General features: G+C 72.5%; 16 protein-coding genes. 5 read left to right on the forward strand and 11 right to left on the reverse strand.

Annotation, left to right across the window (positions count from 1 at the left end; all coding sequences use genetic code 11):
- The first annotated feature begins 12 nt into the window (after positions 1 to 12).
- Together KS423_RS01135 and KS423_RS01140 are read left to right on the forward strand one after the other, a co-directional pair.
- Entirely contained in the window at positions 13 to 9141 is a 9129-nt protein-coding gene (locus KS423_RS01135; protein ID WP_224273773.1) for a non-ribosomal peptide synthetase, read from the forward strand.
- Complete coding sequence (locus KS423_RS01140) at positions 9138 to 10400, forward strand: serine hydrolase (RefSeq protein ID WP_224273775.1); 1263 nt, start codon at positions 9138 to 9140, stop codon at positions 10398 to 10400. Before KS423_RS01135 ends, KS423_RS01140 begins: the two co-directional genes overlap by 4 nt.
- A 70-nt stretch (positions 10401 to 10470) precedes the next feature.
- Here the strand turns inward: KS423_RS01140 and KS423_RS01145 are convergent, their stop codons facing one another.
- Positions 10471 to 11112 (reverse strand): response regulator transcription factor, encoded by a 642-nt coding sequence (locus tag KS423_RS01145; protein WP_224273777.1) that lies wholly within the window; start codon positions 11110 to 11112, stop codon positions 10471 to 10473.
- Positions 11103 to 12164 (reverse strand): histidine kinase, encoded by a 1062-nt coding sequence (locus KS423_RS01150; protein ID WP_224273779.1) that lies wholly within the window; start codon positions 12162 to 12164, stop codon positions 11103 to 11105. Before KS423_RS01150 ends, KS423_RS01145 begins: the two co-directional genes overlap by 10 nt.
- A 284-nt stretch (positions 12165 to 12448) precedes the next feature.
- On the opposite strand from KS423_RS01150, the gene KS423_RS01155 reads away from it, so the two are divergent.
- Complete coding sequence (locus KS423_RS01155; RefSeq protein WP_224273787.1) at positions 12449 to 13090, forward strand: ATP-binding cassette domain-containing protein; 642 nt, start codon at positions 12449 to 12451, stop codon at positions 13088 to 13090.
- Here KS423_RS01155 and KS423_RS01160 read toward each other — a convergent pair.
- Positions 13080 to 13922 carry a helix-turn-helix transcriptional regulator gene (locus KS423_RS01160; protein WP_224273788.1) on the reverse strand — a complete coding sequence of 281 codons (843 nt, stop codon included), beginning with the start codon at positions 13920 to 13922 and terminating at the stop codon, positions 13080 to 13082. The genes KS423_RS01155 and KS423_RS01160 overlap by 11 nt on opposite strands.
- 271 nt (positions 13923 to 14193) lie before the next feature.
- Here KS423_RS01160 and KS423_RS01165 point away from each other — a divergent pair, with 271 nt between their 5' ends.
- Positions 14194 to 14559, forward strand: a complete 366-nt coding sequence (locus KS423_RS01165) for a hypothetical protein (RefSeq protein ID WP_224273849.1) — start codon at positions 14194 to 14196, stop codon at positions 14557 to 14559.
- Here KS423_RS01165 and gntD read toward each other — a convergent pair.
- A complete protein-coding gene (gntD, locus tag KS423_RS01170) occupies positions 14549 to 15562 on the reverse strand; it encodes a guanitoxin biosynthesis L-enduracididine beta-hydroxylase GntD (protein ID WP_224273790.1) in 1014 nt (337 codons plus the stop codon). The genes KS423_RS01165 and gntD overlap by 11 nt on opposite strands.
- 37 nt (positions 15563 to 15599) lie before the next feature.
- Entirely contained in the window at positions 15600 to 16850 is a 1251-nt protein-coding gene (locus tag KS423_RS01175; RefSeq protein ID WP_224273791.1) for an MFS transporter, read from the reverse strand.
- Positions 16851 to 17107: 257 nt separating this feature from the next.
- On the opposite strand from KS423_RS01175, the gene KS423_RS01180 reads away from it, so the two are divergent.
- Positions 17108 to 18688, forward strand: coding sequence for a glycosyltransferase family 39 protein (locus tag KS423_RS01180; RefSeq protein WP_224273793.1), 1581 nt, complete (start codon positions 17108 to 17110; stop codon positions 18686 to 18688).
- Between the two features lie 76 nt (positions 18689 to 18764).
- Here KS423_RS01180 and KS423_RS01185 read toward each other — a convergent pair whose 3' ends face one another.
- Genes KS423_RS01185 through KS423_RS01210 form a run of 6 tightly spaced genes read right to left on the reverse strand, consistent with a single transcriptional unit; the run spans position 18765 to position 26370 of the window.
- Entirely contained in the window at positions 18765 to 19526 is a 762-nt protein-coding gene (locus KS423_RS01185) for a PP2C family serine/threonine-protein phosphatase (protein WP_224273795.1), read from the reverse strand.
- Entirely contained in the window at positions 19523 to 20230 is a 708-nt protein-coding gene (locus KS423_RS01190) for an FHA domain-containing protein (RefSeq protein ID WP_224273797.1), read from the reverse strand. The genes KS423_RS01185 and KS423_RS01190 overlap by 4 nt, the downstream gene beginning before the upstream one ends.
- On the reverse strand, positions 20218 to 20913 hold the full coding sequence (locus tag KS423_RS01195; protein WP_224273799.1) for a 4Fe-4S single cluster domain-containing protein: 696 nt from the start codon (positions 20911 to 20913) through the stop codon (positions 20218 to 20220). Before KS423_RS01195 ends, KS423_RS01190 begins: the two co-directional genes overlap by 13 nt.
- Positions 20910 to 22805, reverse strand: coding sequence for an AAA family ATPase (locus KS423_RS01200; protein WP_224273807.1), 1896 nt, complete (start codon positions 22803 to 22805; stop codon positions 20910 to 20912). Before KS423_RS01200 ends, KS423_RS01195 begins: the two co-directional genes overlap by 4 nt.
- Before the next feature lie 59 nt (positions 22806 to 22864).
- Entirely contained in the window at positions 22865 to 24151 is a 1287-nt protein-coding gene (locus KS423_RS01205) for a hypothetical protein (protein WP_224273808.1), read from the reverse strand.
- Positions 24148 to 26370 carry a serine/threonine-protein kinase gene (locus tag KS423_RS01210; protein WP_224273810.1) on the reverse strand — a complete coding sequence of 741 codons (2223 nt, stop codon included), beginning with the start codon at positions 26368 to 26370 and terminating at the stop codon, positions 24148 to 24150. The genes KS423_RS01205 and KS423_RS01210 overlap by 4 nt, the downstream gene beginning before the upstream one ends.
- Positions 26371 to 26517: the final 147 nt, after the last annotated feature.

Below are 26517 nucleotides of genomic sequence, written 5' to 3' on the forward strand. Positions count from 1 at the left end.
GAAGGAATGCAGATGACCCAGCCCGACGAGATGCTCGCGTCCGTACCGGCGCACCTGCGGGCGGAGCTGCTGCGCCGCCTCGCCGGCCAGTCCGCGCCCGCGGAGCTGCCGATCCCCGCCGCCCCCCGTGACGGCCTGCTGCCGATGTCGTCGGCGCAGGAGCGGCTCTGGTTCTCCGCCGAGTTGGAACCGGACAGTGCCGAGTACAACTCGCTGCGCGCGCTGCGGCTGCGCGGCGAGCTCGACACCGCTGCGCTCGGCGCCGCGCTCGACCAGGTCGTGCGCCGGCACGAGATGCTGCGCACCACGTTCGACGCGGTCGACGGCCGTGGCGTCCAGATCGTGCACGAGCACACCGACCGGCCGTTGCCGACCGTCGACGTGTCAGGGCCCGACGCCGTGCCCGCGATCGAGCGCTTCCTCGCGGCGGAGCTGAACACCCCGTTCGACCTGCGCCACGGACCGCTGCTGCGGGCCACCCTGCTGCGCGTGGACGCCGACGACCACGTGCTCGTGCTGGGCACGCACCACATCGTCTGCGACGGCTGGTCGACCGGGCGGCTGCTCGGCGAGCTGGCCGCCGCCTACGACGAGGCGGTCGGCGGCGTGGCGGCGTCCCTGTCGCCCCTGCCCGTGCAGTACGCCGACTTCGCCGTCTGGGAGCGCGAGCGGTCCGCCACGCTCGACGAGCAGCTCGGCTACTGGCGCGACCGGCTCGCGGGCATGCGCACGGCCGACCTGCCCACCGACCGGCCGAGGCCGCCCGTCCGTACGCCCGCGGGCGCGACCCTGCCGGTGGAGATCCCCGCCGACGTGCTGAACCGCCTGCGGGAGCTGAGCCGTGGGCGTGACGCGACGCTGTTCATGGCCCTGGTCACGGTCACGAAGGTGCTGCTGGCCCGGTACTGCGACGAACCCGACGTGGCGGTCGGCACGGTCACCCTGGGCCGGCAGCGGCCCGAGCTGGAGAACCTGATCGGCACCTTCATCAACACCGTGGTGCTGCGTTCCCAGGTGGAGGAGTCGCTGTCGTTCACGGAGCTGCTCGGCCGGGTGCGCACCGGCCTGCTCGACGCCTTCGCCCACGACGAGGTCCCCTTCCAGCGGCTCGTCGACACGCTGCGGCCCGACCGGGACCCGTCCCGGCCGCCGCTGGTGCAGGTGATGGTCAACCTGCAGAACCTGGCCGACACGCTGCCGGCCTTCCAGGGGCTGGACGTCACCGAGATCCAACCGCCGGTCGACGTCGCGAAGCTGGACCTCACGCTCGACTTCTACGAGGACGCCTCCTCGCTCGTCTGCTACCTGGAGTACAGCACCGACCTGTTCGACCGGGCGACCGTCGAGCGGCTCGGCGGCCACCTCGTCACCCTGCTGCGCGCGGTGACCGACGAGCCCGAGGCGCCGCTCGCCGGCCTGTCCATGCTGCCGGCCGACGAGCTGCACACGCTCACCGCCGACTGGCAGGGACCGGCCATCGCGGTACCGGACGCCCGGACCCTGCACCGGATCTTCGACGAGCAGGCGGCCCGGACGCCCGACTCCGTCGCGGTGAGCGACAGCAGCGAGCGGCTCACCTTCGCCGAGCTGGACGCGCGGGCCAACCGGCTCGCGCACCACTTGGTCGCGGCCGGCGTCCGCCCGGGCGTGCTGACCGGCGTCTGCCTCGACCGCGGCGTGGACGCGATGGTCGCGCTGCTGGCCGTCCTCAAGGCCGGTGGCGCGTTCGTGCCGCTCGACCCCGAGCACCCCGCGCAGCGGCTGGCCATGATGCTCGGTGACGCCGCCGCCCCGGTGCTGATCACCGACTCGGCGGCGGTGGGCGAAGGCCCCTGGACCACGATCCGCCTCGACACCGACCAGGACGCGATCGCCCGCCACCCCGCCACGGCGCCCACCACGGCCGTCGGGCCGGACGACCTCGCGTACGTCGTCTACACCTCCGGCTCGACCGGCCGCCCCAAGGGCGTGATGGTCAGCCACCGCAACGCCGAACACATGATGCGCGCCTGGGACGCCCGCTACGACCTGACCGGACTGCGGGGCCGCAGCCTGTCGGTGTCCAGCCTCGCCGTGGACCTGTTCCTCGGTGACTTCCTGATGTCCGCGATGTACGGCGGCGAGATGGTGATCTGCCCGGCAGAGGTGATCACCGACCCGCCCGCACTGGCCGCGCTGATCACCGAGGTCCGCCCGCAGCTGCTGGTGACCACCCCGTCGCTGGCCAAGGCGGTCGCCCAGGAGCTGTCCTGGGCCGGCCACCGGGCGGACTCGCTGCGCGTCCTCGCGGTCGGTTCGGAAGCGTGGCTGGCCGGCGACGCGGCCGCGACCCTGGAGCTGCTCCCGTCCGACGCCGTCGTCACGAACAACTACGGCGCCACGGAGACCACCGTGGACTCCACGACGTACCGGCTGCGGCCCGACGCGCTGGGCGACACGGCGGTCGTGCCGATCGGCCGGCCGCTGGGCAACACCCGCACGTACGTGCTCGACGCCCTGCTGCGTCCCGTTCCCGTCGGCGTGCCCGGCGAGATCTGCATCGGCGGTGACGGGGTGGCACAGGGGTACTGGAACCGGCCCGAGCTCACCGCGCAGCGCTTCATCGACGACCCGTTCACCGACGGGCGGCTCTACCGCACCGGCGACGTCGGGCGATGGCGGCCCGACGGCAACCTGGAGTACCTCGGCCGTGCGGACGACCAGGTCAAGGTCCGCGGCTTCCGGGTGGAGCTCGGCGAGGTCGAGGCCGCCCTGCTGCGCCACCCCGGCATCGCGGCCGCGGCCGCGGCGGTGCGACCCGACACGGGCGGCCGTGACCGGCTCGTCGGCTACCTGGTCGCGGACGGTACCGCGCCCACCCTCACCGAGCTGCGCGCGTTCCTCGCCGGGATCGTGCCCGACCCGGCCGTACCCTCCGCACTCGTCGTCCTCGACGAGCTGCCGATGACGCCGAGCGGCACGCTCGACCGCAAGGCGCTGCCGGCGCCGGCGACCACCGACCACGCCGCCGGGAACCACGTACCGCCGCGCAACGACACCGAGGCCGCGCTCGCCGCGATCTGGGCCGAGGTGCTGGGCCTCCAGCCCGGCTCGGTCGGGGTCAGCGACAACTTCTTCGAGCTCGGCGGCGACTCGATCGTCGGACTGCAGGTCGTGTCGAAGGCACGGCGGGCCGGCCTGCGCCTGACCGCCAAGCAGATCTTCCTGCACCAGACCGTCGCCGACCTGGCCGCCGTCGTCCGGGCCGCGGACCAGCCGGCGCCGCAGGCGGCCGCCACCGCGGTCGGGGACGTGCCGCTCACCCCGGTGCAGCACTGGTTCTTCGAGCAGTACCCCGAGGGCGCCGTCCACTTCAACCAGTCGATGTTCGTCGAGCTCGCGCCCGGCACCGACCCGGCCGCCCTGCGCACGGCGGTGACGGCGCTGCTCGACCACCACGACGCGCTGCGGCTGCGCGCCGTGCGCACCGACGGCGCCTGGCGGCAGCACTGCGCGGTCGCCGAGACGGGCGAGCCGTTCCGCACGGTCGACCTGTCCGGCCTCGACGCCCGGGCCCGCGAGCGGGCGGTCCACGAGGCGGTCACGGCGGCCCAGGCGGGCTTCCGGCTCGACGCCGGCCCCCTGCTCGGCGCGGTGCACTTCTCCGGTGCACCCGAGCCCGACCGGCTGTTCGTCACGGTGCACCACCTCGTCGTCGACGGGGTCACCTGGCGCGTGCTGCTCTCCGACCTGGAACTCGCCTACGAGCAGGCGGTGCAGGGCCTGCGAGCCGGCCTGCCGGAGAAGTCCACCGGCTTCCGGGAATGGTCGATGCGGCTGACCGAGGCGGCCGGATCCGGCCGCTTCGACGGCGAGCGACCGTACTGGCAGGCCGTCGAGGCCGCGTCCGTCGCATGCCCGCCGCTGCCGGTCGACCGCACGGCACCGGACACGCTCGCGCACGCCCGTACGGTCGAGGCCGGTCTCGACGCCGAGCTGACCCGCGCGCTGCTGCGGGACGTGCCGGCGGCGTACCGCACCCAGATCAACGACGTGCTGCTGACCGCGCTCGCGGCGGTGCTGGCCGACTGGTCCGGCGGCGAGGCCGTCGCGGTCGAACTGGAGGGCCACGGCCGCGAGAACCTCTTCGACGACGTCGACCTGTCCCGCACGGCGGGCTGGTTCACCACGCTCTTCCCGGTCGTGCTGCCCGTGCCGGGCGAGGACTGGGGCACCCGGCTCAAGGCCGTCAAGGAGACCCTGCGCGCGGTCCCCGAGGCCGGCATCGGGTACGGCGCCCTGCGCTACCTGACCGAGGGCGCCGGGCTGGGCGGCGGCCGCTGCCAGGTCGGCTTCAACTACCACGGCCACTTCGACGTGGCCACCGGCGACGGCCTGCTGCGCGGCTGGCAGCCCAGCCCGGTACCGGACCGCAGTGCCGACCTGGCCCGTCCGAACCGCCTGGAGGTCACCGGGATGGTCCGTGACGGCCGGATCGAGTTCTCCTGGGAGTACTCGGCCGCGCTGCACGACGAGGCGACGATCGCCGGCCTCGCGGCGCGGTTCACCGCCGCGCTCGCCGACATCGTGGCGCACTGCGCCCAGGCCGGCGGCTGCACCCCGTCCGACTTCCCGCTCGCCGGGCTCGACCAGGCCGGCGTCGACCGGATCGCCGGGGACGGCCGCGCGGTCGAGGACGTCTACCCGCTCACGCCGATGCAGAGTGGCCTGCTGTTCCACTCGCTCGACGCGCACGAGGACGACATCTACTTCACCCACCTCGGGCTGGTCCTCGACGGGGTCACCGACCCCGCCGTGCTGGCCGAGGCGTGGCAGCGGGTCGTCGACCGCACGCCCGTGCTGCGTACCGCGATCGCCGACGCCGAGGGCGGACGCCCCCTGCAGGTGGTCCACCGGGACGTGCGCGTGCCCGTCGTCATCGAGGACTGGTCGGAGCTGACCGAGGCACAGCAGCAGGAGCGCATCCGCCTGCTGGCCGAGGCCCCGGGCGAGCCGCTCGACCTGTCGCGGCCGCCGCTGCTGCGACTGCACCTGGCCCGGCTCTCCGCGTCCAGCGTTCACCTGCGCTGCTCGTCGCACCACCTGCTCCTCGACGGCTGGAGCTTCGCCGACGTGCTCAACGAGGTCTTCGTGGAGCACGCCGCGCTCAGCGGACGCGAGGTCGACCCGCCGCGCCCGCGCCGCCCGTTCCGCGAGTACGTGCGCTGGCTCGGCGAGCAGGACACCGCCGCGGCGCAGACGTACTGGACCGGCCTGCTCGCCGGGTTCTCCGCACCCACCGTGCTGCCGTACGACCGGCCGCCGCTGCGCTCGCACCAGTCCCGCGACACCGGCCACCTCGACCTCGTGCTCACGGCGGAGGAGACCGGGCGGCTGGAGAGCTTCGCCCGGGAGGCCCGGGTCACCGTCAACACCCTGATCCAGGGCGCCTGGGCCCTGCTGCTGTCCCGGTACAGCGGCGACCGGCAGGTCTGCTTCGGCACCACGGTGGGCGGCCGGCCCGCCGACCTGCCGGGCTCGGACGAGATGGTCGGCCTGTTCATCAACACGCTGCCCGCCCGGCTGACCGTCTCGCCCGACAGCGACCTGCGCACCTGGCTGCGCGAGATCCAGGAGCAGCAGGTCGACGGCCGCCAGTTCGAGTACGTCTCGCTCGCCCAGGTCCGGAGCTGGGCCGCGATCCCGGCGGGCACCGACCTCTTCGACAGCTGCGTGGTCTTCGAGAACTTCCCGTACGACGAGAACGCCGCCGAGCGCCACGGCCTGGGGGTCCGGTCGTTGGCGGGCCTGGAGACGTCGAACTTCCCGCTCACCTGCGTGGCACACCTGGTGGACGGACTCCACATGCGGCTCGGCTACGACCCGCGGCTGTTCGACGACGCCACCGCGGGCCGCTTCGCCGATCACCTGCTCGGCATGCTCGACGCGATGGTGGCGGCACCCGGCAGCACCACCCTGCGGGACCTGCCGATGGTCCGCGGCGCCGAACTCGACCGGCTGATCGAGGAGTTCAACGGAACCCTGTCCGGCTACCCCGAGCGGTGCCTGCACGAGCTCTTCACGGAGGTCGCGCGCGAGCACCCCGACCGGCTCGCGGTCGTCGCCAGCGACACCCGGCTCACCTACGCCGAGCTGGACGCCTGCTCCGACCGGCTCGCCCACGATCTCGTCGGCCGGGGCGTCGGTCCGGAGGTGCCGGTGGGCATCTGCCTGCCGGGTGGCGCCGAGATGATCACCGCCATGCTCGGCGTCCTCAAGGCGGGCGGTGCGTACGTGCCGCTCGACCCCGGGTACCCGTCCGAGCGTCTCACCTACCTCTTCCGCGACTCGGGCGTGCCGGTGATGCTGACCAGCGCCGCGCTCGCGCCCGGCCTGCCGCCGACCGACGCCGAGATCCTGCTGGTCGACGAGCTGCGGCCGGAGCCCGTCGTCGCGCCGCTGCCCTCGCGCACCGTCCCGGACAACCTCGCCGTGCTCGTCTACACCTCGGGCTCGACCGGCGCGCCCAAGGCCAGCATGGTCACCCACCGCGGCCTCGTCCGTCTGGTGCGCGCCGCGGGCGAGCACACCTTCGGCGACGCCACGACGATCGCCCAGCACCACTCGATCTCGTTCGACGCCGCGCAGAACGAGCTGTGGCAGGCGCTGCTGAGCGGCGCGTGCCTGGCCGTGCGGCCCGGCGACTTCCGCTCGGTCGACGAGCTCGACAAGTTCCTGCGCGACAACGAGGTGGAGGCCATCTCGTTCGCGGCGGGCTTCTTCCACGCCGTCGCCGACACCGACCCGGGAATCCTCGCCGGGGTGCGCACGGTCGTGGTCGGCGGTGAGGCGCTGTCCGCACCGCACTGCGCCCGCGTCCTCGACCGGCTGCCCGACCTGCGGATCGTCAACGAGTACGGGCCCACCGAGTGCTCGGTGACCTCGACCTGCTTCCCGGTCGAGCGCGACGGGCAGTACGGAGGGACCGTCCCGGTCGGCCGGCCGACCGCGGACGCCCGGGTCTACCTGCTCGACCGGGACCTGCAGCCGGTGCCGGTGGGCGTGGCCGGGGAGGCGTACCTCGCCGGGGACGGCGTGTGCCGCGGCTACCGGGGCCGCCCCGGGCTGACCGCCGAACGCTTCCTGGCGGACCCCTTCGGGGCGCCCGGTTCCCGGATGTACCGCACCGGCGACCTGATGCGCTGGCGGCCCGACGGCACGCTGGAGTTCGTCGGCCGTACCGACGACCAGGTGAAGCTGCGCGGCTACCGCATCGAGCTCGGCGAGATCGAGCAGGCGCTGACCCGCCACCCGGACGTGGCGAGGGCGACCGTCGTCGTCCGCGAGGACCAGCCGGGCCGCCGGCGTCTCGTCGGGTACGTGATCTCCGAGCAGGACCCGGCCGAACTGACCGCGTACCTCGCCGCCAGCCTGCCCGAGTACATGGTCCCGGCCGCGATCGTCCGGCTGGAGCAGATGCCGCTCACCGCGCACGGCAAGGTCGACCGGCGCGCCCTGCCGGAGCCCACGACCACTGCGGCCGGCCGGGCCACGGTGGAGCCCCGCACCTCCGACGAGCGCACGATGGCCGCGATCTGGGCCGAGACGCTCGGCGTGGAGCGGGTCGGGGTCACCGACGACTTCTTCGACCTCGGCGGCGACTCGATCCTCAGCATCCAGGTCGTGTTCAAGAGCCGCCGGGCGGGACTGCAGGTCTCCTCCAGCGACCTGTTCCGCCACCCGACCGTCGAACAGCTCGTCGCCGCCGCCGGCCAGGACCGCCAGGTCGAGGCCACCCAGGAGGCCGAGGCCGGCGAGGTGCCGCTCACCCCGATCCAGCACGCGTTCTTCGCGCGCAACACGGCCGCCCCGCAGCACCTCGTCCAGTCGATCCACGTCGAGCTCGCGGCGGACGTCCACGAGGCGGCGCTGCGCGCCGCGATCGAGGCGGTCGTCGCGCACCACGACGCGCTGCGGATGCGGTACGAACTCGACGAGCAGGGCCACTGGTCGCAGTGGAACCTCGCGGCCGAGACCGGCGAGCTGTTCGAGCGCCACGACCTCTCGGGGCTGCCCGACGAGGAGCTGCTCCCGGCCATGGACCGGCTCGCCGCGGTGGCCGACACGAGCTTCGACCTGACCGAAGGGCCGTTGCTGCGGGCGGTCCTGTTCGACCTCGGCGCGGACCGGCGGGCGCACCTGCACCTGACCGTGCACCACCTCGTGATCGACGCCGTGTCGTGGCGGGTCATCAACCACGACCTGGACCTCGCCTACCGGCAGGCGCTCGACGGCGAGCCGATCGACCTCGGAGCCAAGACCTCCTCGTTCCGGCAGTGGGCCACCCGCTTCGCGGCGCACGCGGCGGACGGCGGCTTCGCCGACCAGGCCGCGCACTGGGACGCGGTGCCCGAGGCGGCGCCGCTGCCGACCGACGGCCCCGGACCGAACGTGGTGTCGTCGCGGCGGATCATGCCGGTGCGGCTGGAGCAGGACGAGACCGCGGCGCTGCTGCACGTGGCACCGGGCAAGTTCCGCGCCCGGGTCAGCGACGTGCTGCTCTCCGCGCTGGCCTGGACGATGTGCCGCTGGTCCGGCGACGACCGACTGGTGATCGAGATGGAGGGCCACGGACGCGAGGAGATCTTCGACGACATCGACCTCTCCCGCACCGTCGGGTGGTTCACCAGCTCGTACCCCGTCGCGCTGGAGGTGCCCGGACGGACCGGCGACGAGGCCGACTGGCCCGCCGTCGTGCGGTCGGTGCGCCGCTGCCTGCGCGCCGTCCCCGGCAACGGCATCGGCTACGGCGCGCTGCGCCACCTCGCCGGGCACGGCACGCCGTCGGGGGAGCACGCGCCCCCCGCGGTGTCGTTCAACTACCACAGCCAGACCGAGGAGATCACCCGGACGGCCGACCGCTCGCTGTTCCACGCCTTCCACGAGGAGATCGGCCAGGAGCAGGACGACCGCGAGCTGGTCGAGCAGGCGCTGGAGGTGGTCGGCGCGGTCGAGGGCGGCCGGCTCGGCTTCGACCTCTACTACTCCGTCAACCTGCACGAGCCCGGGACGATCGAGCGGGTCGGCTCCGAACTGGTGGCGGCCCTGCGCTCGATCGCCCGCCTGTGCGACCCGGCCCTCGGAACGGAGGATGCCCGATGAACGAGTTGCTCACGGAGCTCGCGCTCCGGCACGGCGTGCCCGGCGCGCAGCTGGCGATCTGGCGCGACGGCCACCTCCTCACGGCGGAGACCGGTGAGGAGGAGGCCGGGTCGGGACGGCCGGTGACGGTCGCGACGGCGTTCCCGCTCGGATCGCTCACCAAGGCGTTCACCGCGACGCTCGCGGCCCTGCTGGTCGCCGACGGCGACGTGGACCTGGACGAGTCCCTGGCGGAGCAGTTGGGCGAGCTGCGCGCGGGCCCGGAGTTCACGCTGCGACAGGCGCTCAGCCACACCGCGGGCCTGGCGGCCAACACCGCCGAGCTGCCGCCCGGAACCACCCGCGCCCGGTGGCTCGCCCGGCACGCGTCCGAGCTGGCCGTGCACGAGCCGGGCACGGTCTTCTCCTACTCCAACCCGGGCTACCTGATCGCCGGCCGCCTGGTCGAGGAGATCACCGGGCTGGACTGGGCGGAGGCCATGGACGCGATGCTGCTGCGCCCGCTGGGGTACGACGCCGCGGCGCCGATCGCCCCGGGCCATCTGGTACGGCCGGACGCCCCGGCCCGGCCCATCCGGGAGCAGTCCGTACCGCCGCTGGAGGACCCGGCCGCCGGCCTGAGCCTCTCCGCCCGCGACATTGCGGTGTTCGGTGCCGCGCACCTGGGTCTCGGCCCGGGCGCGGGCCTGCTGGACGCCGCGACGGCGCGATCGATGCGCGAGGACGTCACGGAGGGGCTCGCCGTGGACGCCTACGGGCTGGCGGGCGGCTGGGGTGCCGGATGGTCGCGGTACGGGGGCTGGTTCGGCCACGACGGCACCGGCGACGGCGCGTGGAGCCACCTGCGCGCGAACCCGGCGACGGGGACCGTGGTGGCGCTGACCGCCAACGGCAGCACCGGCGCGCGGCTGTGGGAGTCGCTGCTCGGGCGGCTGGGTGAAACCGGCCTGGAGGTCGGCGACCATCCTCGGGACACGACCGGCGTCGAGTCCGTGCCGGCGCCGCCGCAGTGCGCGGGGGACTACGCGAACGGCGACTGGTCGTGCCGGGTCGAGGCCGACGGCGGTGACCTCCTGCTCTCGATCGCCGGAGCGGAGCCGGTCCGGCTCCTGGTCGGCAGGGACCTCTCCTTCCGCACGCCCTCGGACGGCGGTGCGCGCGCGGCGATGCCGTACCTCGGGCGGTTCCTGCGCGACCCGGTGACCGGTGACGTCGACCGTGTGCAGATCACCGGAAGGCTCTGCGTCCGGCAGAAGTAGCGCACGCCGAAAGCGGCGGGCCCGTTCCCCGAACGGGCCCGCCGCTTCGTCGTTCACCGGTTCGAAGCCGTCAGGATGCCTCCAGGTAGGTCAGCACGGCCCGGACCCGCCGATGGCCGGCGTCGGTCTCGGTGAGCTCGAACTTCGCGAAGATGTTGCCGATGTGCTTGTGCACGGCGTTGTCGGTGATGCACAGCTTCTTGGCCAGCGTGGCGTTGTCGTGCCCCTCCGCCATGAGCGCCAGGACCTCCCGCTCCCGTCGGGTGAGCGTGGACAGCGGCTGCGTCCGCCTGGCGAGCAACTGGGTCACCACGTCGGGGTCGAGAGCCGTGCCGCCGGTGGCCACCCGGTCGAGCGCCGCCAGGAACTCGTCGACCCGGCTGATGCGGTCCTTGAGCAGATAGCCGACGCCGCCACCGCTGCTGGAGAGCAGCTCGGACGCGTACGTCTCCTCCACGTACTGGGACAGCACCAGGACCGGCAGGCCGGGATGGACGCGCCGGGCCTCGATCGCGGCCCGGATCCCCTCGTCGCGGAACCGCGGCGGCAGCCGCACGTCGACGATGGTGACGGCCGGGCGGTGCCGGTCCACCGCGGCCAGGAATCCCTCGGCGTCGGCGGCGACCTCGGCCACCTCGTAGCCGGAACTGGCCAGCAGCAGCTCCAGACCGGTGGCGAGCAGGACGTTGTCCTCCGCGATGACTATCCGCACGGCAGCTCTACGGTGATCGTGGTGGGGCCGCCCTCCGGGCTGACGACCGTGACGCAGCCGTCGAGGGCCTGCGCGCGGCCACGGAGACCGGCCAGTCCGCTGCCGCCGTTCTCCCGCGCGCCGCCCACGCCGTTGTCGGTGACGACGACCGTCAGCACGTCCTCGGCGCTCCACACCTTCAGCCCGGCCTCGGTGGCCCGGCTGTGCTTGGCCACGTTCGTCAGCGCTTCGGTGGCCACGAAATAGGCGACCGCCTCGATGGCCGCAGGGATCCGGCGAAGTTCGCCGATGTCGAGCGAGACCGGCACGCCGGCCCGGGCGGCGACGGTGCGCAGGGCTCCCCGCAGTCCGCGGTCGGCGAGGATGGGCGGGTAGATGCCGCGGAGCACCTCGCGAAGCTCGACCATGGCCTCCTCGTTGACGTCGGTCGCCTCGGCCAGCATCCGGGCGACGGTGGCCGGGTCACGGTCGAGGCACCGCCGGGCCACCGCGAGCCGCATCGCCACGGCCACCAGCCGTGCCTGGGTGCCGTCGTGCAGGTCGCGCTCGATCCGCCGCAGCTCGGCGCCGTGCGCTTCGAGCGCGTCCGTGCGGGTGCGGGTGAGCGTGGCCACGCGATCGGCGAGTCTCTGGGCGCGTGACGACGCGAGCACGGCGAGAGTCAGACGGGCGTGACCCGTGGCGAGTTTCGGCAGTGCCAGGCAGCCGACGGCGAGCAGGAGGGTCCCCACCGACGGACCGGAGAGCGCTTCGTGCCAGCCGACCACCGGGAGGTCCAGCGTCGGCTTCGAGTCGTCGTCCGGCGGAAAAGCCCACGACAGCGGCAGCGACACCACGATCAGCAGCGCGTTGCCGACGCAGAGGACCGCGGCGAGCCCGCAGGCGAGGCCGAACGTGACGTGGAGGGCGAGCCAGTACAGATGACGGGGCAGGGCGATGCTCTGCGCGCGGACCGGGCGGCCCAGCAGACGGCCGGCTCGCTGCCGGTGCCAGTCGGCCCACGCCTGACGCAGGCTCGGGTGACAGAGCAGCAGGAAAGACAGGAGGCTCATGGCCGCGGTGCCGAATTCCCCGAGCAGATAGATTGTGGCCCGAAGCAGTGACGTCCAGGTGCGGATCACCGGAGCACACCGGGCCGCCATGCGCATTACAGCAGGCTGTAGTTCTTTCCCTGCGGCAGGGGGTATGGGCTCATCAGCGCCGGAGACCATAACATGCTGCTCATGACGAGTATCCGGAAGCGGAGATGGATAAAATCGGCCCACCTCCGCCGGAGTGGAACGGGGATGGCGGACCGGTTGCACAACTTACCTCCCGAACGTTGAAAGAGATCGACATGACTGACCATCGTCCGGCTCTGCAGCTGTGCCATGTCGGCACGATCGGAGCCGGCGGCATCGAGTCCGGATATGTGATCGAGAATGTGAGCTTCGCTGCCGAGGCCGGCACCTGGACGGCGTTGGCCGGGCCGGCCGCCGCGGGCAAGACCAGCATCCTGCGGTGCGCCGCCGGGCTGGATCCGGTGGCGACGGGCGAGGTCCGTCTGGCCGAGGACCTCCGGCTCTCGCACGTCGGACTGCGGCCGGTGACGGAGCAGCTGGCGACGACCGGCACGCTCGCCTCGGTGCTCGATCGACTGCCGGCCGGATCGGCCGAACTGCTGCGCGAGGCACTGTACCGGCTGGACCTGTGGGACGAGCGGGACACCCCCGTACTCGACCTGACGGGGCGTCGGCAACGCGCCGCCGCGGTCGCGGTCGCGGTCGCCGACGCCCCCGACGTGCTGCTCGCCGACGACCTCACCAGCGGGCTTCCGTCCTCCGACGCGGAGGCGATCCTGGACCTGCTGCGCGACCTGGTGGACCGGCAGGGGCTCTGCGTCGTGGCCTCGGCCGCGAACCTGGCCTCCCTGGAACGGGCCGACGCGGTGGTGCTGCTCGTCGAAGGTCGCGTGGTCGAGACGCAGGTCATGCCCTAGCGCTGCGGAGCCCCGGACCGCCCCGCAGCTCACCCGCCGGCGGGTTGCCCGGGATGCCCGGCAGGCCGGTGAGCTCGGTGGGCAACTCCCCTTGCAGGAGCGCCAGTCCGAGCGGAGTGAGGGTGTGCATGGCGGTGGTGCGGTTGCGCAACGTCGTGATCAGGCCCGCCTCGCGCAGCACGGTGGCCTGCTTGCTGGCACCGGAGAGGGAGATGCCGAGCCGGTCGGACAGATCGCCGGTGGTGCCGCTCTCGGACAGCGCGCGCAGGGCGGCCGCCCGGGTGGCTCCGACGAGGGCGGCCAGCGCCCGGTCGCCCTCGACCTCCGAGTCCTCGGGAGTCGACTCCAGGTCGTTGAGATCCAGCGGCACGGAGAAGACGAGCGCGGGCACGCCGGACTGCCGCTCGGAGCGCACGAGCACGCAGGTCTTGGGAGGGAGGAAGAGTGAGGGGCTCAGGATCAGGCCGCGCCCGTCGAGTTCGATGTCGAGATCGAGGTCGGACGCGATGCGCAGCTCCGAGGACTCCCAGGTCACCTTGGGGTGCAGGCCCGCGAGCAGGAACTCGATGCCGTTCGTGATGGCCATCCGCCCGCGCACGTCGCGCTCGATCTCCAGCCGGGCCTGCATGCGTGACCAGTAGGGCAGGATGCCCGCGCAGCAGAACAGGACGACCACCTGGGCGAGGCTGCGAGCTCTGGCGCGTACGGCCGACGGCACCGAATCCGCGTCGGGCCCGTCCCGTTCGAGCAGCCACAGGAGATCGGGAATTACTCGGTACTCGGAGACGACCTTGTCCACGGCGGGCAGGTCGTCGCCAAGTCGCTCGCGCACGAACTTGTGCCAACCGACACCGCCGCGAGCACGGTCACGTCCGAAACGGTGAAGTGCGAAGAGCGCTTCGGACATCGGTCCTAAGGTGTGGACCATTCTTAAGCGCTGAATGTCTTCGCTGGTTACATGAATGCGCAACACTGTCGCCCCCGTGTCACACCTGATGCGCTTATGGCACGCAGAAGCCTACGGGTGTGCCACCGGCAATGGCAAGATCGAAATCTTCCGACTTTGCCCGGACCGGGTGGCGGTGGTGACGTGGAGCCCTTGAGTGCTTGTCGAGCGGCGCTCGACCTCCTCCGTACTGTGCGGGCTGCGGCCGGGTGGCACCGGACACGCCCCGGGTCGGATCGCGGTGAACCTGCTGGTGAGGCTCGTCGACGGCTGCGAGGCGATCGCCGACCCGGCCCTGCCGCGCGGCCGGGGCGAGGTGCCGGTGCCTCCGTACGCGTCTCCGTCGGAGGCGCCGTCACCGAGCCGGTCCGGCAGACGGTCCGCGGCCGGCCCGATGTGTGCTCCCGCACTCGAACAGGACGGTGCCCCGGGCGCGCTCGCCACCGACGACCCCGGGGCGATGCGGATCGTGTCGAGTGGCGAGCCGGCGTTCGAGGGCGGCGAGGACGTCCTCAGTAGATGACCCGCGACGCCGCCGACAACCGGGTGTGCCGGGACTTTCGCAGATCACGGGTGATATTCAGCCGACGCAGCCAACGGTCGGTGCCGTCGAAACGCGCCTGGAAGGGCTTACGGCCGTGAACCACACGGTAGTTGTCAATGAAAACGATATCGCCGGGAGTCAGGGCCACTCCGCCCATCGCGTCGTCCAGGGCCTTCCCGATCTTGTCCAGGACCCGCTGCTCGGATTCATCCTGCACGCCCTGCATGTAATAGGGGTCCAGCCGGACGTACGGATCCTTCGGCGAGCCGAAGAGAACCGCGACCGGCTCGGGGGACTGCAGGGCGCTCTCCACCCGCTCGGCGCTGCGCCTCCTGAGCTCGGCCACTTCGGGATCCTCCTGGCCGCCCGCGACCTGGTTCTGCGGACGGTGCGAGTCGTCCGGCAGGATCCTGAAGCGCTCCTCCGCCAGGGCCGCGCGCGTCGCGTCGTCGAGCTGCGCGTCGGCGATGTCGGCGAAGGTGGTCTCCACCGCGTCGGGGTTGCGCAGGCACATGAGGGCCAGGTAGTCGGTGCGCAGGGGATGGAAGGCGTCCTCGGTGTGCCAGGCGAGCGTCTCCGCGCTTCCCCAGCCGATCTGGCCGTGTTCGTGGGCACGGATCGGGAAGATGTCGTGCATGACCCGCCCGTCCTGCTGGGTGGCCCAGCCGATCGGCTCGCCGAGCAGGCAGCTGATCAGCAGGAACGGGATGTCGAAGCGCAGCGTCGCGTCGGGCGCGGCCTTGTCGCGCCAGTCCGGCGGGGTGGGCCCGAGTTCCGCGTCCTCGACCGGCAGTCCGGACACGACCAGCACACCCGACGGCTCGGTCAGCTTGAAGTCGACCAGCGCCGTCCGCAGTTCGCGCGGCAACTCGTGCGCGTAGACCTGGGCGGCCCGGTGCAGGGCGGGATCCTCGATGGTCGAGAAGCGCTCCGCGACCTCCGCGGTGACCTTCTCGATCGCGACGATGTCCTCGTCGCGCAACTGCAGTTTCTGCATCTTCTTCCTCCGGTGTCGGTGGTCAGGAGTGCGCCGGCTGCTGTACGGCCGACGGACGGGGCAGTGCGAGGCGGCGCAGGGTCGGGCTCAGGGTGGCGCCGCCGGCGACGGCCACCAGCAGAGCGGCCGCGCCGAGGATGCTCACGGCGCCGTCCCGGGTGCCGGCGGACAGCACGCCGGCGACGACGGGGCCGGCCGTGGCGGCCAGTTCGGAGCCGAGACCGACCAGGCCGGACAGGCGGCCGCGCATGCCGTCGGGCACGGCCGACAGTTGGCAGGTGATCACGGTCGTGTTCGCGATCGGCATGGCCATCGCGGCCACGCCCAGCAGGATGCCGAGCGGCACGCCGCGCGGTGCGTACGCCATGACGGCGGCGACGGCGGCGAAGACCCAGGTCGAGCCGATGACCAGCGCCGCCGGCGACAGCGCCGCCGCGTGCAGACGGTCGGCGACCAGGGCGCCGACCAGGCCGCCCGCGCCGAAGCACGTCATCATCAGGCCCATCTGCCCGGGTGCGACGTGGTCCTCGCCCGACACGATGAGCACGAGCACGACCAGGGTGTGGAACGCGAGGTTCACACCGACGATCCAGGCCATCGTCGCCCGGATGACCGGCATGCGCAGCAGCGTCCTGAACCCGTCGGGCCGCGGTGGGGCGGCAGCGGCGGTCCCCTCGTCGGCCGAGGGCCCGGCGGCGCGGTGCGGCAGGTGCAGTGCCGCCAGCGCCAGGAACGACACCGCGAGCGCCGACGTGTTCAGCGTGAACGGCAGCACCTCGTACAGCCCGAACGTGAAGCCGGCCAGTGCCGGACCGATCAGGAGCGCGGCGAACGGCCGGGCCGCGTTGCGTGCCAGCGCCTGCGGCAGCTGGTCCTCCGGCACGACCTGGGGCAGGGCCGCGTTCTCGGCCGGGACGAAGATGCCGGCGGCCGCGCCCTCGACGACCGCCACGAGCAGGACCTGCCACAGCGGGCAGTCGCCCAGCAGGACGGCGACGGCGATGCTGAGCATCGCCACCGTACGGACGCCCTGGGCCACCACCATCACCCGCTTGCGGTTCACGCGGTCGGCCAGCGCCCCGGCGGGCAGGCTGACCAGCGTACGGGCGCCGGCGAGCACGGCGGCGACACCGGAGACGGCGGCCGCCGAGCCTCCGTGGGCGAGCAGGAGGAGCGGGAACGCGATGTACGCGATCTCGGCGGCCATCTCGGACAGGAACATGCCGGACCAGAGGATGCGGTAGTTCCGGTTGCGTGGCAGGGGTGTGGTCATGCCGTGGCTTCCCTGTGAGACGGCAGCTGACGTCACCGAGTGTTCCGGCGGAGGGGGGATCCCGCCATGAAGTTGACCCGTGGATGAAATTCCGAGGCCAGCCGTGTCCCCGCCCCGGGCTCGGGCCACCGTCCGGCCTGCGCAATGTCGGCACGGTTCAAGTTCGTTGAGGACGGAGGTGCGCGCCTCGATATTTAAGGGCTGAGTCGTGCCCGGCATCCGGCACGGCAGCGAGCCACGACGGCATGGAGTCCCTAATGACTTTCGCGACAGCGACCGCTTCCTCGGAACAAGAGGCGTCCAAGCCGCCCGAGGGGTTGACCCCCGTGCCCTGGCGGCCGGTGTCACTGGCCGCCGCCGCGATGACGGTGTGCCTGCTGGCGCTGGCCACCCGGCACGGCTACCACATCGACGAGCTCTACACCCGGGTGGCGAGCAGCCATCTCGCGTGGGGCTACATCGACCAGCCGCCGCTCGTCGCGCTCGTCGGCAAGGTCGAGATCGCGGTGTTCGGGGACAACCTCTTCGGCTTCCGCGTGATGCCGGCGCTCATGGCCGCCGTGGCCGTGCTGCTCGCCCCGCTGATCGCCCGCGAGCTGGGCGGCGGCACCCGGGCGCAGAAGCTCGCGGCGTACCTGGCGTTCGCGTCGGGCCTGGTCATGTTCACCGGCCACATCATGGGCACGAACAACTGGGACGAGCTGTCCTGGATCACGGCGTCCTGGCTGCTGATCCGGATGGTGCGCACCCGCGACACCCGCCTGTGGTGGGCGATCGGCGTCGTGGTCGGCGTCGGCCTGACCGCGAAGTACCTGCTGGTTCTCCTGCTCCTGTGCCTCGGGGCCGGTCTGCTGGTGTTCGGACCGCGGTGGGTGTTCCGGACCTGGCGGTTCCCGGCCGCGATCGGCGTGGCCGCGGTCATCGCCTCGCCGGTGCTGATCTGGCAGGTGACGCACGGCATGCCGCAGCTGGAGATGAGCGCCGCGCTGTCCAAGGCGCTGGACTCCCTGTCCCGCAGCACCTTCCTCCCGACGCAGCTCCTCCTCATCGGGCTCTTCCTGAACCCGGTGTGGATCGCCGGGCTGGTCGCGCTGCTGCGTCGTCCCGAGTGGCGCGCCTACCGGTTCGTCGGCTGGTCGTACCCGCTGATGTGCGTCGTGCTGCTGATCATCGGGGGGCAAGGCGCCTACACGACCTCGCTGCAGTACGTCCTCCTCGCCGCGGGGGCCGTGGTCGTCGACCGGTGGATGCGCAGCGGCAAGCGAATCGGGGTGATCGGCGGGCTGGCCGTGCTCAACGGGGCGATGTCCGCGGTCCTGGTGCTGCCCACGCTCCCGATCGACACGTACGCGGACAACCCGGTCCTCAAGGAGCTGGCCATCGTCCAGTTCGACCAGGTCGGCTGGCCCGAGATGACCCGGCAGGTGAGCAGCATCTACCACTCGCTGCCGGCGGACGAGCAGGCGCGCACCGTCGTCTACGGCAACCACTACGGCCAGGCCGGCGCGATCGACAAGTGGGGGCCGACGTACGGGCTGCCGAAGGCGTACAGCGGCCACAACTCGTACGCCGACTTCGGGCGGCCCGGCGACGACAAGACGACCGTGATCACCATCGGCGCCGACCCGAAGACGTTCGGGGAGCTCTTCCAGTCGTGCGAGGAGCGCGGCCAGTACAAGAACGACCTGCCGGTGTCCGACAACGACCAGAAGTTCATGGTGTGCCGTGGCCCGCTGAAGCCCTGGTCGCAGATATGGGAGAAGCTGCGCTGGATCGGCTTCCAGTGCCCCTACACGGCCGAGGCGATCACGGCCAACAGCACCAAGGGCTGCGACTGACCGGTACGGGTGACGTACGGGCCGGCCGGCTTCCGCTCCTTCCGGAGCGGTGGCCGGCCGGCCGCGCGGTCGGGTCTCAGCAGCGCACCAACAGGGCGGTGATGTTGTCCCGGCCGCCGGCGTTCATCGCGGCGACCCAGAGGGCCTTCACCGCCCGGACGTCGTCGTCGGGGTTCCCGGCGAGGATCACTTCCATCTCGGCCACGTCCACCAGGTCCGACAGCCCGTCGCTGCAGAGCAGCCACCGGCTGCCCGGGACGTACCGCTCGGTGCCGGTGTGCGGGTGGACGGGCTCGAAGGACGCGGCACCGCCGAGGGTCTGGAGGACGAGGTTCGTAGGGGTGGCTGCCCGCCCCGGCTCGTCCCGGTCCGTCACGGGAGAGTCGTCCACCGACACCTGCCCCAGGTAGCCGCCGTCCTCGCGGTAGAGGCGGGAGTCGCCGACGTTGAACCAGAACACCCGGCCGGGGGTCAGCCACAGTCCCACGGCCGTGGTTCCCGCACCGGCACACGCCGGGTCCGCTTCGGCCAGCTCGTACAGCTCCGTGTTGATCTCCCGGAGCAGCTCGCCGACGCCGGTGCTCCGGGCGCGCTCCGCCAGCCTGCGGACGGTGAGGGCCGCGGCGATCTCGCCGGCGTTGTGGCCACCGAGCCCGTCGGCGACCGCGACCACGGTCGGTTCCTCGACCAGCAGCCGCACCACGACGGGATCGACGGTGTCCACACCGGCCGCGGTCAGCGACCCGATGACGAACGCGTCCTCGTTGCCGCCGCGGACGGCGCCGCGGTGGGTCATCGCGGTGACGGTCACCTCGACCACGTCCCGGGGGCCGGTCATCGCCGGTCCCCTTCACCCGGCTGGTCGACGGTGATCCCGAGCGTGCAGTCCGCCGCCAGCCTCAGCACGTCGCCGTCCCGCAGGGGTGTCCGCGCGCCGGCGCTGACCGGGCTGCTGTTCACGAAGGTGCCGTTGGTGGAGTGCTCGTCCCGTACCCACGCGGTGCCGTCCGGTTCCAGGCCGACGGTCGCGTGCTGACGGGACACGTTGTCGTAGCGTTCCAGCAGGCCGCGCGTGGTGTGGGCGGCCGGAGCGCGGCCGAGGAGCAGGGTGCTGCCCGGCGTCACGGTGCGCTCCACCGCACCGAACCGGATCCGCAGGACGACGGTGGGGATGTCGCGGCGGGTCGCGTGCACGTCCCCGGCCTGCTCGCCGGCGCCGGCGGCACGGGACGGGCTCGCCTCGCCCAGCATCCGCTGGCAGGCCACGCACACCTGGTTGGTCGGCACCGGAACCGGGGCTCCGCAGTGCGGGCAGACCCGGGGCTGCTCCTCCTCGGCCGGGTCGCCCCCGTCCGCCGTCCCCGGGGTCCCCGCCCCGGCCGCGGGCACGAGCGGGGGCACGGACGGGGGTGGGGGCACGGGCGGCCCGGGCAGCGGGTACCGGGCGACGACGGGACGGCTGAGGTTTCCCGAGCATCCCCGGCAGATCAGATCGTCGTCCTCCGCCGCCAGGCCGCAGGACGAACAGATCAGCTGCGCCATGACACCCCTTCCATGGTGATGCCGGCCGATCGGAGCCGGGCGCTCAGGCGGTCCATGTCGCCCTGGCGGGGAACGCCGATGAACCAGATGCGGCCGTCGGCCACCTCGACCTGCATGGGCGGGGAGTCGACGGAGCCGCTTCCCTCGTACCGCTCGCGCCCGAGATCGGTCAGTGCGGTCAGACGCTGGTTGCTCGAACCCCTCCAGCGCAGTCCGGGGCTGTTGAGGCGCTCGACGTACGGACCGGTGAGCACCGCGTCGCAGTGGTCCAGGAGCGCGGAGTGCTCCCTCCTCAGCCGGGCGAGGGAGTACCCGCTGTAGACGAGCACGTCCAGGGGCGCGGTCCGCTCGCGGCGCCAGGCGCCGACCCACTCCAGGAGCGCGGCGAGCGCTTCGGGCTGCTGGAACGGCTCTCCCCCCGAGACCGTGATCCCGTCGAGCGGATCGGGCAGGCCGGAAAGCCAGTCCTGGAGTGCTGCGAGGTCCACGAAGGTGCCGGGATCGGCCGTCCAGGTGTCCCGGGAGACGCACCCGGCACAGCCGATCGTGCAGCCCTGCGTCCAGATGCCCGCCCGGGTCCCGGGGCCCAGCGAGGTCACCGGGTAGTGCGCCTTGTTCAGCATCAGCCTGACGGGGCCGGGGCCGGGTCCGGGGACGGCGGGGGAGTCGGGGGAGGGCGTCATGCCAGCTCCACGGAGACGATGTCGCCCTCGCGCCGAAGGCCCGTCACCCGGACGTGCGCACCCGCGGCCGGGTCGCGGTCGAACAGGGCCCGGGCGAGGGGATTGACGAACTGCGATTCCAGGGCCATGCCGATGCCCCGGCCCCCCATGTGCGGGTTGTCGGTGCAGCACTTCCGCAGTGCGGCCCGGACCTCGGGGTCCACCTCCAGGACGATGCCCTGCTCCTCGTGGACCCTGGAGACGATGTTGTCGAGCTGGAGGCCGAAGATCCGGGCGGCCGCCTCACGGTCGATGAAGTTGAACACCACGATGTTGTCCCCGAAGCGGTTGAGCAGCTCCGGCCGGCCGAGGACCCTGGTGAAGTGGTCGTTGATCGCCGCCTTCATGCGCTCCTCGATCTCCTCGTACGGCATGTCGGGGTGGACGTGGGGCACGAGCCGCCCGCCGCCGTCCTCCACGTTCGTGCCGAGGTTGGAGGTGAACACGAGGACGGACTCGGAGAAGTGCACCGTCGAGCCGCGCCCGTCCGTCAGCCGGCCGTCCTCCAGGATCTGCAGGAACTTGTCCAGGATCCGCGGGTGGGCCTTCTCGATCTCGTCGAAGAGGATCACCCTGAAGGGCTGTTGACGCACCGCGTTGGTCAGTTCGCCGCCCGCCTCGAATCCGACGTACCCCGGTGGCGCCCCGATCAGCCGGTCCCCGGCGTGCTCCGCGGAGAACTCGCTCATGTCGAACCGCAGGTAGGCGGACTCGTCCGCGAAGATCAACGACGAGATGGCCTTGGCCAGTTCCGTCTTGCCCACGCCCGTGGGACCGGCGAAGAACAGCACGCCACGCGGCCGGGCCGAGGACCGGGACTGCTGCGCGCCGGACAGCCCGAGGGCCGCCCGCTTCAGGATGTCGAGGGTCTTGGTGACGGCCTGCGGCTGTCCGACGACGCGCTGCGGGATCGAATGCTGGCCGTCCGTGATCCGCTTGCGGAGGTACTCCCGCTTCCAGGGGTTGTCCATGACGCCGAGCTTGTAGATGCGGATCGCGTCCGGAAGCTCCGTCATCGTCAGGCCGCGGTCCCGGGCCAGCCGCGTGACCTCGATCATCGCCTGCAGAGTGAGTCCGTCCGTCTGAGCCGCGAACGCGTCGCAGGCCTCTGTCGCGCGCGGGTCCGAGTCGAGGTCCGTGACGCCGAAGAGCTTCATCAGCAGGCGCGCGGTGGCCTGCCGGTCGCCCAGGTCCGGCACCGGGAGCCCGATGGACCGGATCTGGTCGTTGGCCGAGGTGAGCCAGGCCGGTAGATCGCCCTCACGGTCAGCCAGCCAGATCACCGGGTTGTACAGCGGGGTCGTACGGCCGCTCTGCGCACCCACCGGAACCGCGGTCCGGGAGAGCCTGGCACAGAACCTGAAGAAGTCCCGCTCGTTCGGCTCCAGCTCCGTCGCACTGCGCGCGATGCGGGAGGCGTCGTCGATCGCGAGCGCCGCCCGGACCGGCTGCGCGGGACGGGCCAGCTCGGCCATCAGGGTGCGCAGGGTCTCCAACGAGGGAAGTGTTCCCGGCCGTGGACGCCGGGGAAGCAGCCGGGACGCGGCCGCCTCGGCCTGACCGGCCTCCTCGTCGGTGGCACCGGCCGGCAGGTGCACCCGGAGACCGTCCACGGGGTCGTGGACGAGCAGGCACGCGTAGCCGCTCGTACGGAGCGTCTCCCAGAGCAGGTCCAGCAAGGACAGCAGGCGGGGGCGTGTGCTGCCGGACTCCCGGACGAGGAAGCTGTCATGGCGGTTCCCCCACAGCACGAACTGTGAGTGGACGGGCAGGGTCGCGTCGAATTCCCGGACGAACGGCGGCCCCACCGTCGGCGGGACGCCATCAGGTGCGTGCGTGTCCTCGGCGGACAAGGTTCCCCCTCCACATGTTGCCGGCTTCCGGTCCGGACCCTGTCAGTCCCTCGGGCGGATCACCGATCGCGCTCCCGGTACCTGGGCCGGGCCCGCGTGCTCGAAGCGGCCGGGGAGACGGCCAGGGGCACCGGAACCTCTCCGGGCGGGACGGCGACCTGGACGTCCGTGCTCAGCCCCGCCCGTGCGAGGCGGCCACGGAGTTCATGGAAGTCCTGACACCACTGTTCCTCGCGCTCGACGTCGATGTGCGCGTCGTCGTCACCGCTTCCGGCAGCGGTGCGCACCACCGCGGTACGCATCTGACCGCCCTGCTGGTCGACGACCAGGTTGACCGCGTGCTCGGGCCACTCGCTCCGTGACAGGCGCAGGGCGCCGTCGGTGACGGTGAGCGTCTCGAACCCCTGGCTGACCTGGTAGCCGAGGTCGGTCAGGGCGTCCGTCACCGTGTTGACCACGTACCGCTGTTCGGCTTCCGCCTCGGCCGCGGCCCGGCAGCCGGCCACCCGTCGGCGCAGTGGCTCGTCGAGGGCCCGGCGGCCGGCCACGACCTCCGCGAGCAGGGCCCGCACCGGGTCCACGTCCGCGACCCGGGCGTTCTCCAGGTCGTGGAGGAACCCGATCGCCTCGTCGGCGTCGCGCCGCCTGGCCTTCGCGGCCGAATTGGCACGTTGGACCCGGAGCCTCGTCTCGGTCAGCCAGGTGCGTGCTTCGTCGAGGGTGGTCGCCTCGGCCACCCGCGCCGCGGCCTGCCGAGCGTCCGCCCGGTCGCCCTCGCCGCAGTCCGGAAGGAGGCGCGACAGGACCCGGGTCAGGGTTTGTTCGACCTCCTCGCGCGCGGCTTCGTCCGAGGACTCGGAGACGACGACGCCGGAGGGCTTCGGGCGGTCCGCGAACAACTCGGCGGCGCCGACCGGACGGCGCCCGGCGGTGTGCCCGGCCACGTCGGCGAACAGGCTCGCCGCGAGGGCGCGGGCGGCCTGTTCCCGCAGTTCCCGCTCCGCGGCGGCCAGCGCGCGGTCGGCCTCGGCGCACCAGTCCTCCAGCTGGGACGTGGACTGCGCGTCGATGCGCAGCGGTTCGAGAGGCCGCGCGCCGACGGAGGCACCGTACTGCTGCTCGAAGCCTTCGAGGGACACGGCCAGAGCCGCGATCCGCGCGTTGCGCGACTTCACCGCGCGCACGGCGGCGTCCCGGGCGGCCGCGGCCTGGAGGGCCGCCTGGCGGGCGGCTTCCTCACGGCGTCGCGTGGCCTCGCGCACCGCGGCGTCCTCCGCGGCCGCGCGCAACGCCGCCGCGGTGAGGGCCTCGTCGACCCGGTACGTCGTGCACTTGGGCCCGCTCATCGCTCCCCCAGAACCTGCGTCTGCTGCGCCTCGTGCGCCGTGCGCCACTCCCGGTACCGGAGGAACGACCAGAATCCGTACCCCGCCGCGACCACCAGGGTGATCGGTGACCAGATCTCCAGTGTGACGATCACCCAGATCACGCTGCCGAGCACCAGGTAGAGGATGCAGCCCCCGCCGAAGGCGATCGTCCTCTTCCGCATCGGCCGCAGCTGGGTCGCCAGTGCTTCCCGCCCGCCGGACAGACGGCGGCCGATGTCGGCGAGGCGGGACTGAAGGGACCACTGCGGGTGGTAGACCTGTCCGAGCTTCGCTGCCAGCACCAGCTCGCAGACGAGCGGAACCCCGCAGGTCACCGTCGCGGCAGGGATGAACCGCGTCAGGAACTCCTCCTCGCCGACCAGGGTTCCCAGGACCAGCGGCACACCGACCGGCAGGGCGAACAGCAGGGCCACTCCGCCGATGGCGCGCAGAATCGCCTCTCCGGTACCGGACTGCCTGCGTTCCTCGGATTCCTGCCACTCGCGCCGCTGGGCCGTCGCCGCGGCCTCGTTGGCGCGCAGCGCCTCCTCCAGGCGACGGGCTTCGGCGACGGCGGTCGTCAGCGTGCGCAGGGCCGCCAGGTGACGGACAGGGTCCCCGCCGTCGGCCAGCAGCGCGTCGAACCAGCCGATCCTGCCCGGTACGGACGCCGCGGAGGATTCGACCCGTTGTCGTAGCGCCCGGGCCCATTCCGGGGACACGGCGACGGCCAGCGCCTCCACGCGGATCTCGGAGTCCGCGAGTTCGCTCCGGATCCTGGGTGGCAGCGCGGTCGACTCCCGCAGCCCGTCCCAGCGGGCATTCAGGTCGTGCCAGCGACGGTTCACGTCGGCGAGCTGGTGGGTGCCTTCGCCGAAGGTCGCGAGGACGGCGAGCAGGTCGCGGGTGTACAACTCGTCGACGAGCCCCCGCGCGGTCCGGCGCCCGTCGTCGTCCTGGGGGGACAAGGCCTGTTCGGCGAGCGTGAGCAGGTCCTCGGGAAGCATGCGCGTGCCGCGGTAGACGGGCGGCATCGTCGGATCGAGCCAGTGCAGCAGCCGCAGCACCTTCGCGTCCGGCACGTCGGTCCCCGGGAGGTGGACGTCGACCAGGTCCACGAGCTCCTCGGCGCCGTCGTGCTCGGGATCGTCGAACTGCGCCAGCCAGTTGCGCAGTTGGCGCCAGCCCTGGCTGGGGTTGTCCCGTTCCCCCATGGACACGAAGAACCGGCGTGCGGCGGTCTCCCAGTCCGCTGCCAGGGCCCGGGCCAGTGCCGTCTTCTCGGTGTACTTCACACCGTTGAACTGCAGGGGACTGCGGCCGGTGGCGCTCGCCGGCTCGGTGCCCGCGGCGGGGGACTCCTCCGCCACCTCCGGGGTGCCGCCGTCGAGCCACCTGCGCACCTCGGAAGCGCCCCACCGGCGGCCCGGATCCCTGACCAGCAGCCCGCTGCACAGCAGCCGTACCCGCTCGTCCGCCACATCCGACACGTCGACCGGCCGAGTCGCCAGGTGATGCCGGACCGCCGGCTCCGACAGGCCGTCGAACGGCGCACGGCCGGTGGCCAGTTGACGGGCGATCATCCCGACCGCCCACCAGTCCTGCGAGCCGGACACCTCCGCGCCGAACAGGTACTCCGGCGCCGAGTACGCCAGCGTCCCGAACACGCGCTGCGTGAACCGGGACGTCACATCCAGGGACTTGCTCACGCCGAAGTCCGCCAGCGCCAACTCCAGTGGCTCCCGCCGGCGTAAGAGCACGTTCGAGGGCTTCAGGTCGCCGTGCACGATCCCCGCGCCGTGCAGATGCGCCACCGCCTCCGTCAACTGGGAGACGACCCCGGACAGGGCGGCCGGCGCCAGTACGGTCCCCACCCCGACCAGGTCCTCCAGCGACCCGCAGGGGAGGTACTCCGACACCTCGAAGTCGCGCCCGTCCGAGAAGCCCGTCTCGACCACCCGCACCACATGGCTGGTGTCCAGTCCCCGCAGGCGCTCCCAGACCTCGGGCATGACCCGCACCCCGCTGCGGTACACCTTCGCGACGAACTCACCCCCCGCCGCGTCGCGGACCAGCAGCACGTCCGCCTCACGCCCCTGGTGCGGCAACTCCCCGACCACCACGAACCGTTCGGACAGCGCCGACGGCAGTCGCAGCAGAGCCGGGGAACCACCACCACCGTCGTCACGACGCGTCACGGCGGCATCGAGCACCCCACCACCGGAACCGGCATCGTCACGACGCGTCACATCAGGTGGCATAGCCGACTCTTCCAAACCGTCACCCCCGCGGCGGAAACCTATCTGGCTGGGTCGTGCTCATGGTACTCCAGCCGAAGTCCATGA

It is taken from the genome of Streptomyces sp. LS1784 (assembly GCF_020103755.1).
Taxonomy (GTDB): Bacteria; Actinomycetota; Actinomycetes; order Streptomycetales; family Streptomycetaceae; genus Kitasatospora.

What these genes read in the sequence shown, in the direction of transcription:
- KS423_RS01175 (WP_224273791.1), bottom strand. Translation starts at nt 16,850, where the DNA reads ATGACCACACCCCTGCCACGCAACCGGAACTACCGCATCCTCTGGTCC.
- KS423_RS01140 (WP_224273775.1), top strand. Translation starts at nt 9,138, where the DNA reads ATGAACGAGTTGCTCACGGAGCTCGCGCTCCGGCACGGCGTGCCCGGC.
- KS423_RS01155 (WP_224273787.1), top strand. Translation starts at nt 12,449, where the DNA reads ATGACTGACCATCGTCCGGCTCTGCAGCTGTGCCATGTCGGCACGATC.
- KS423_RS01150 (WP_224273779.1), bottom strand. Translation starts at nt 12,164, where the DNA reads ATGAGCCTCCTGTCTTTCCTGCTGCTCTGTCACCCGAGCCTGCGTCAG.
- KS423_RS01205 (WP_224273808.1), bottom strand. Translation starts at nt 24,151, where the DNA reads ATGAGCGGGCCCAAGTGCACGACGTACCGGGTCGACGAGGCCCTCACC.
- KS423_RS01180 (WP_224273793.1), top strand. Translation starts at nt 17,108, where the DNA reads ATGACTTTCGCGACAGCGACCGCTTCCTCGGAACAAGAGGCGTCCAAG.
- KS423_RS01190 (WP_224273797.1), bottom strand. Translation starts at nt 20,230, where the DNA reads ATGGCGCAGCTGATCTGTTCGTCCTGCGGCCTGGCGGCGGAGGACGAC.
- KS423_RS01195 (WP_224273799.1), bottom strand. Translation starts at nt 20,913, where the DNA reads ATGACGCCCTCCCCCGACTCCCCCGCCGTCCCCGGACCCGGCCCCGGC.
- KS423_RS01185 (WP_224273795.1), bottom strand. Translation starts at nt 19,526, where the DNA reads ATGACCGGCCCCCGGGACGTGGTCGAGGTGACCGTCACCGCGATGACC.
- KS423_RS01135 (WP_224273773.1), top strand. Translation starts at nt 13, where the DNA reads ATGACCCAGCCCGACGAGATGCTCGCGTCCGTACCGGCGCACCTGCGG.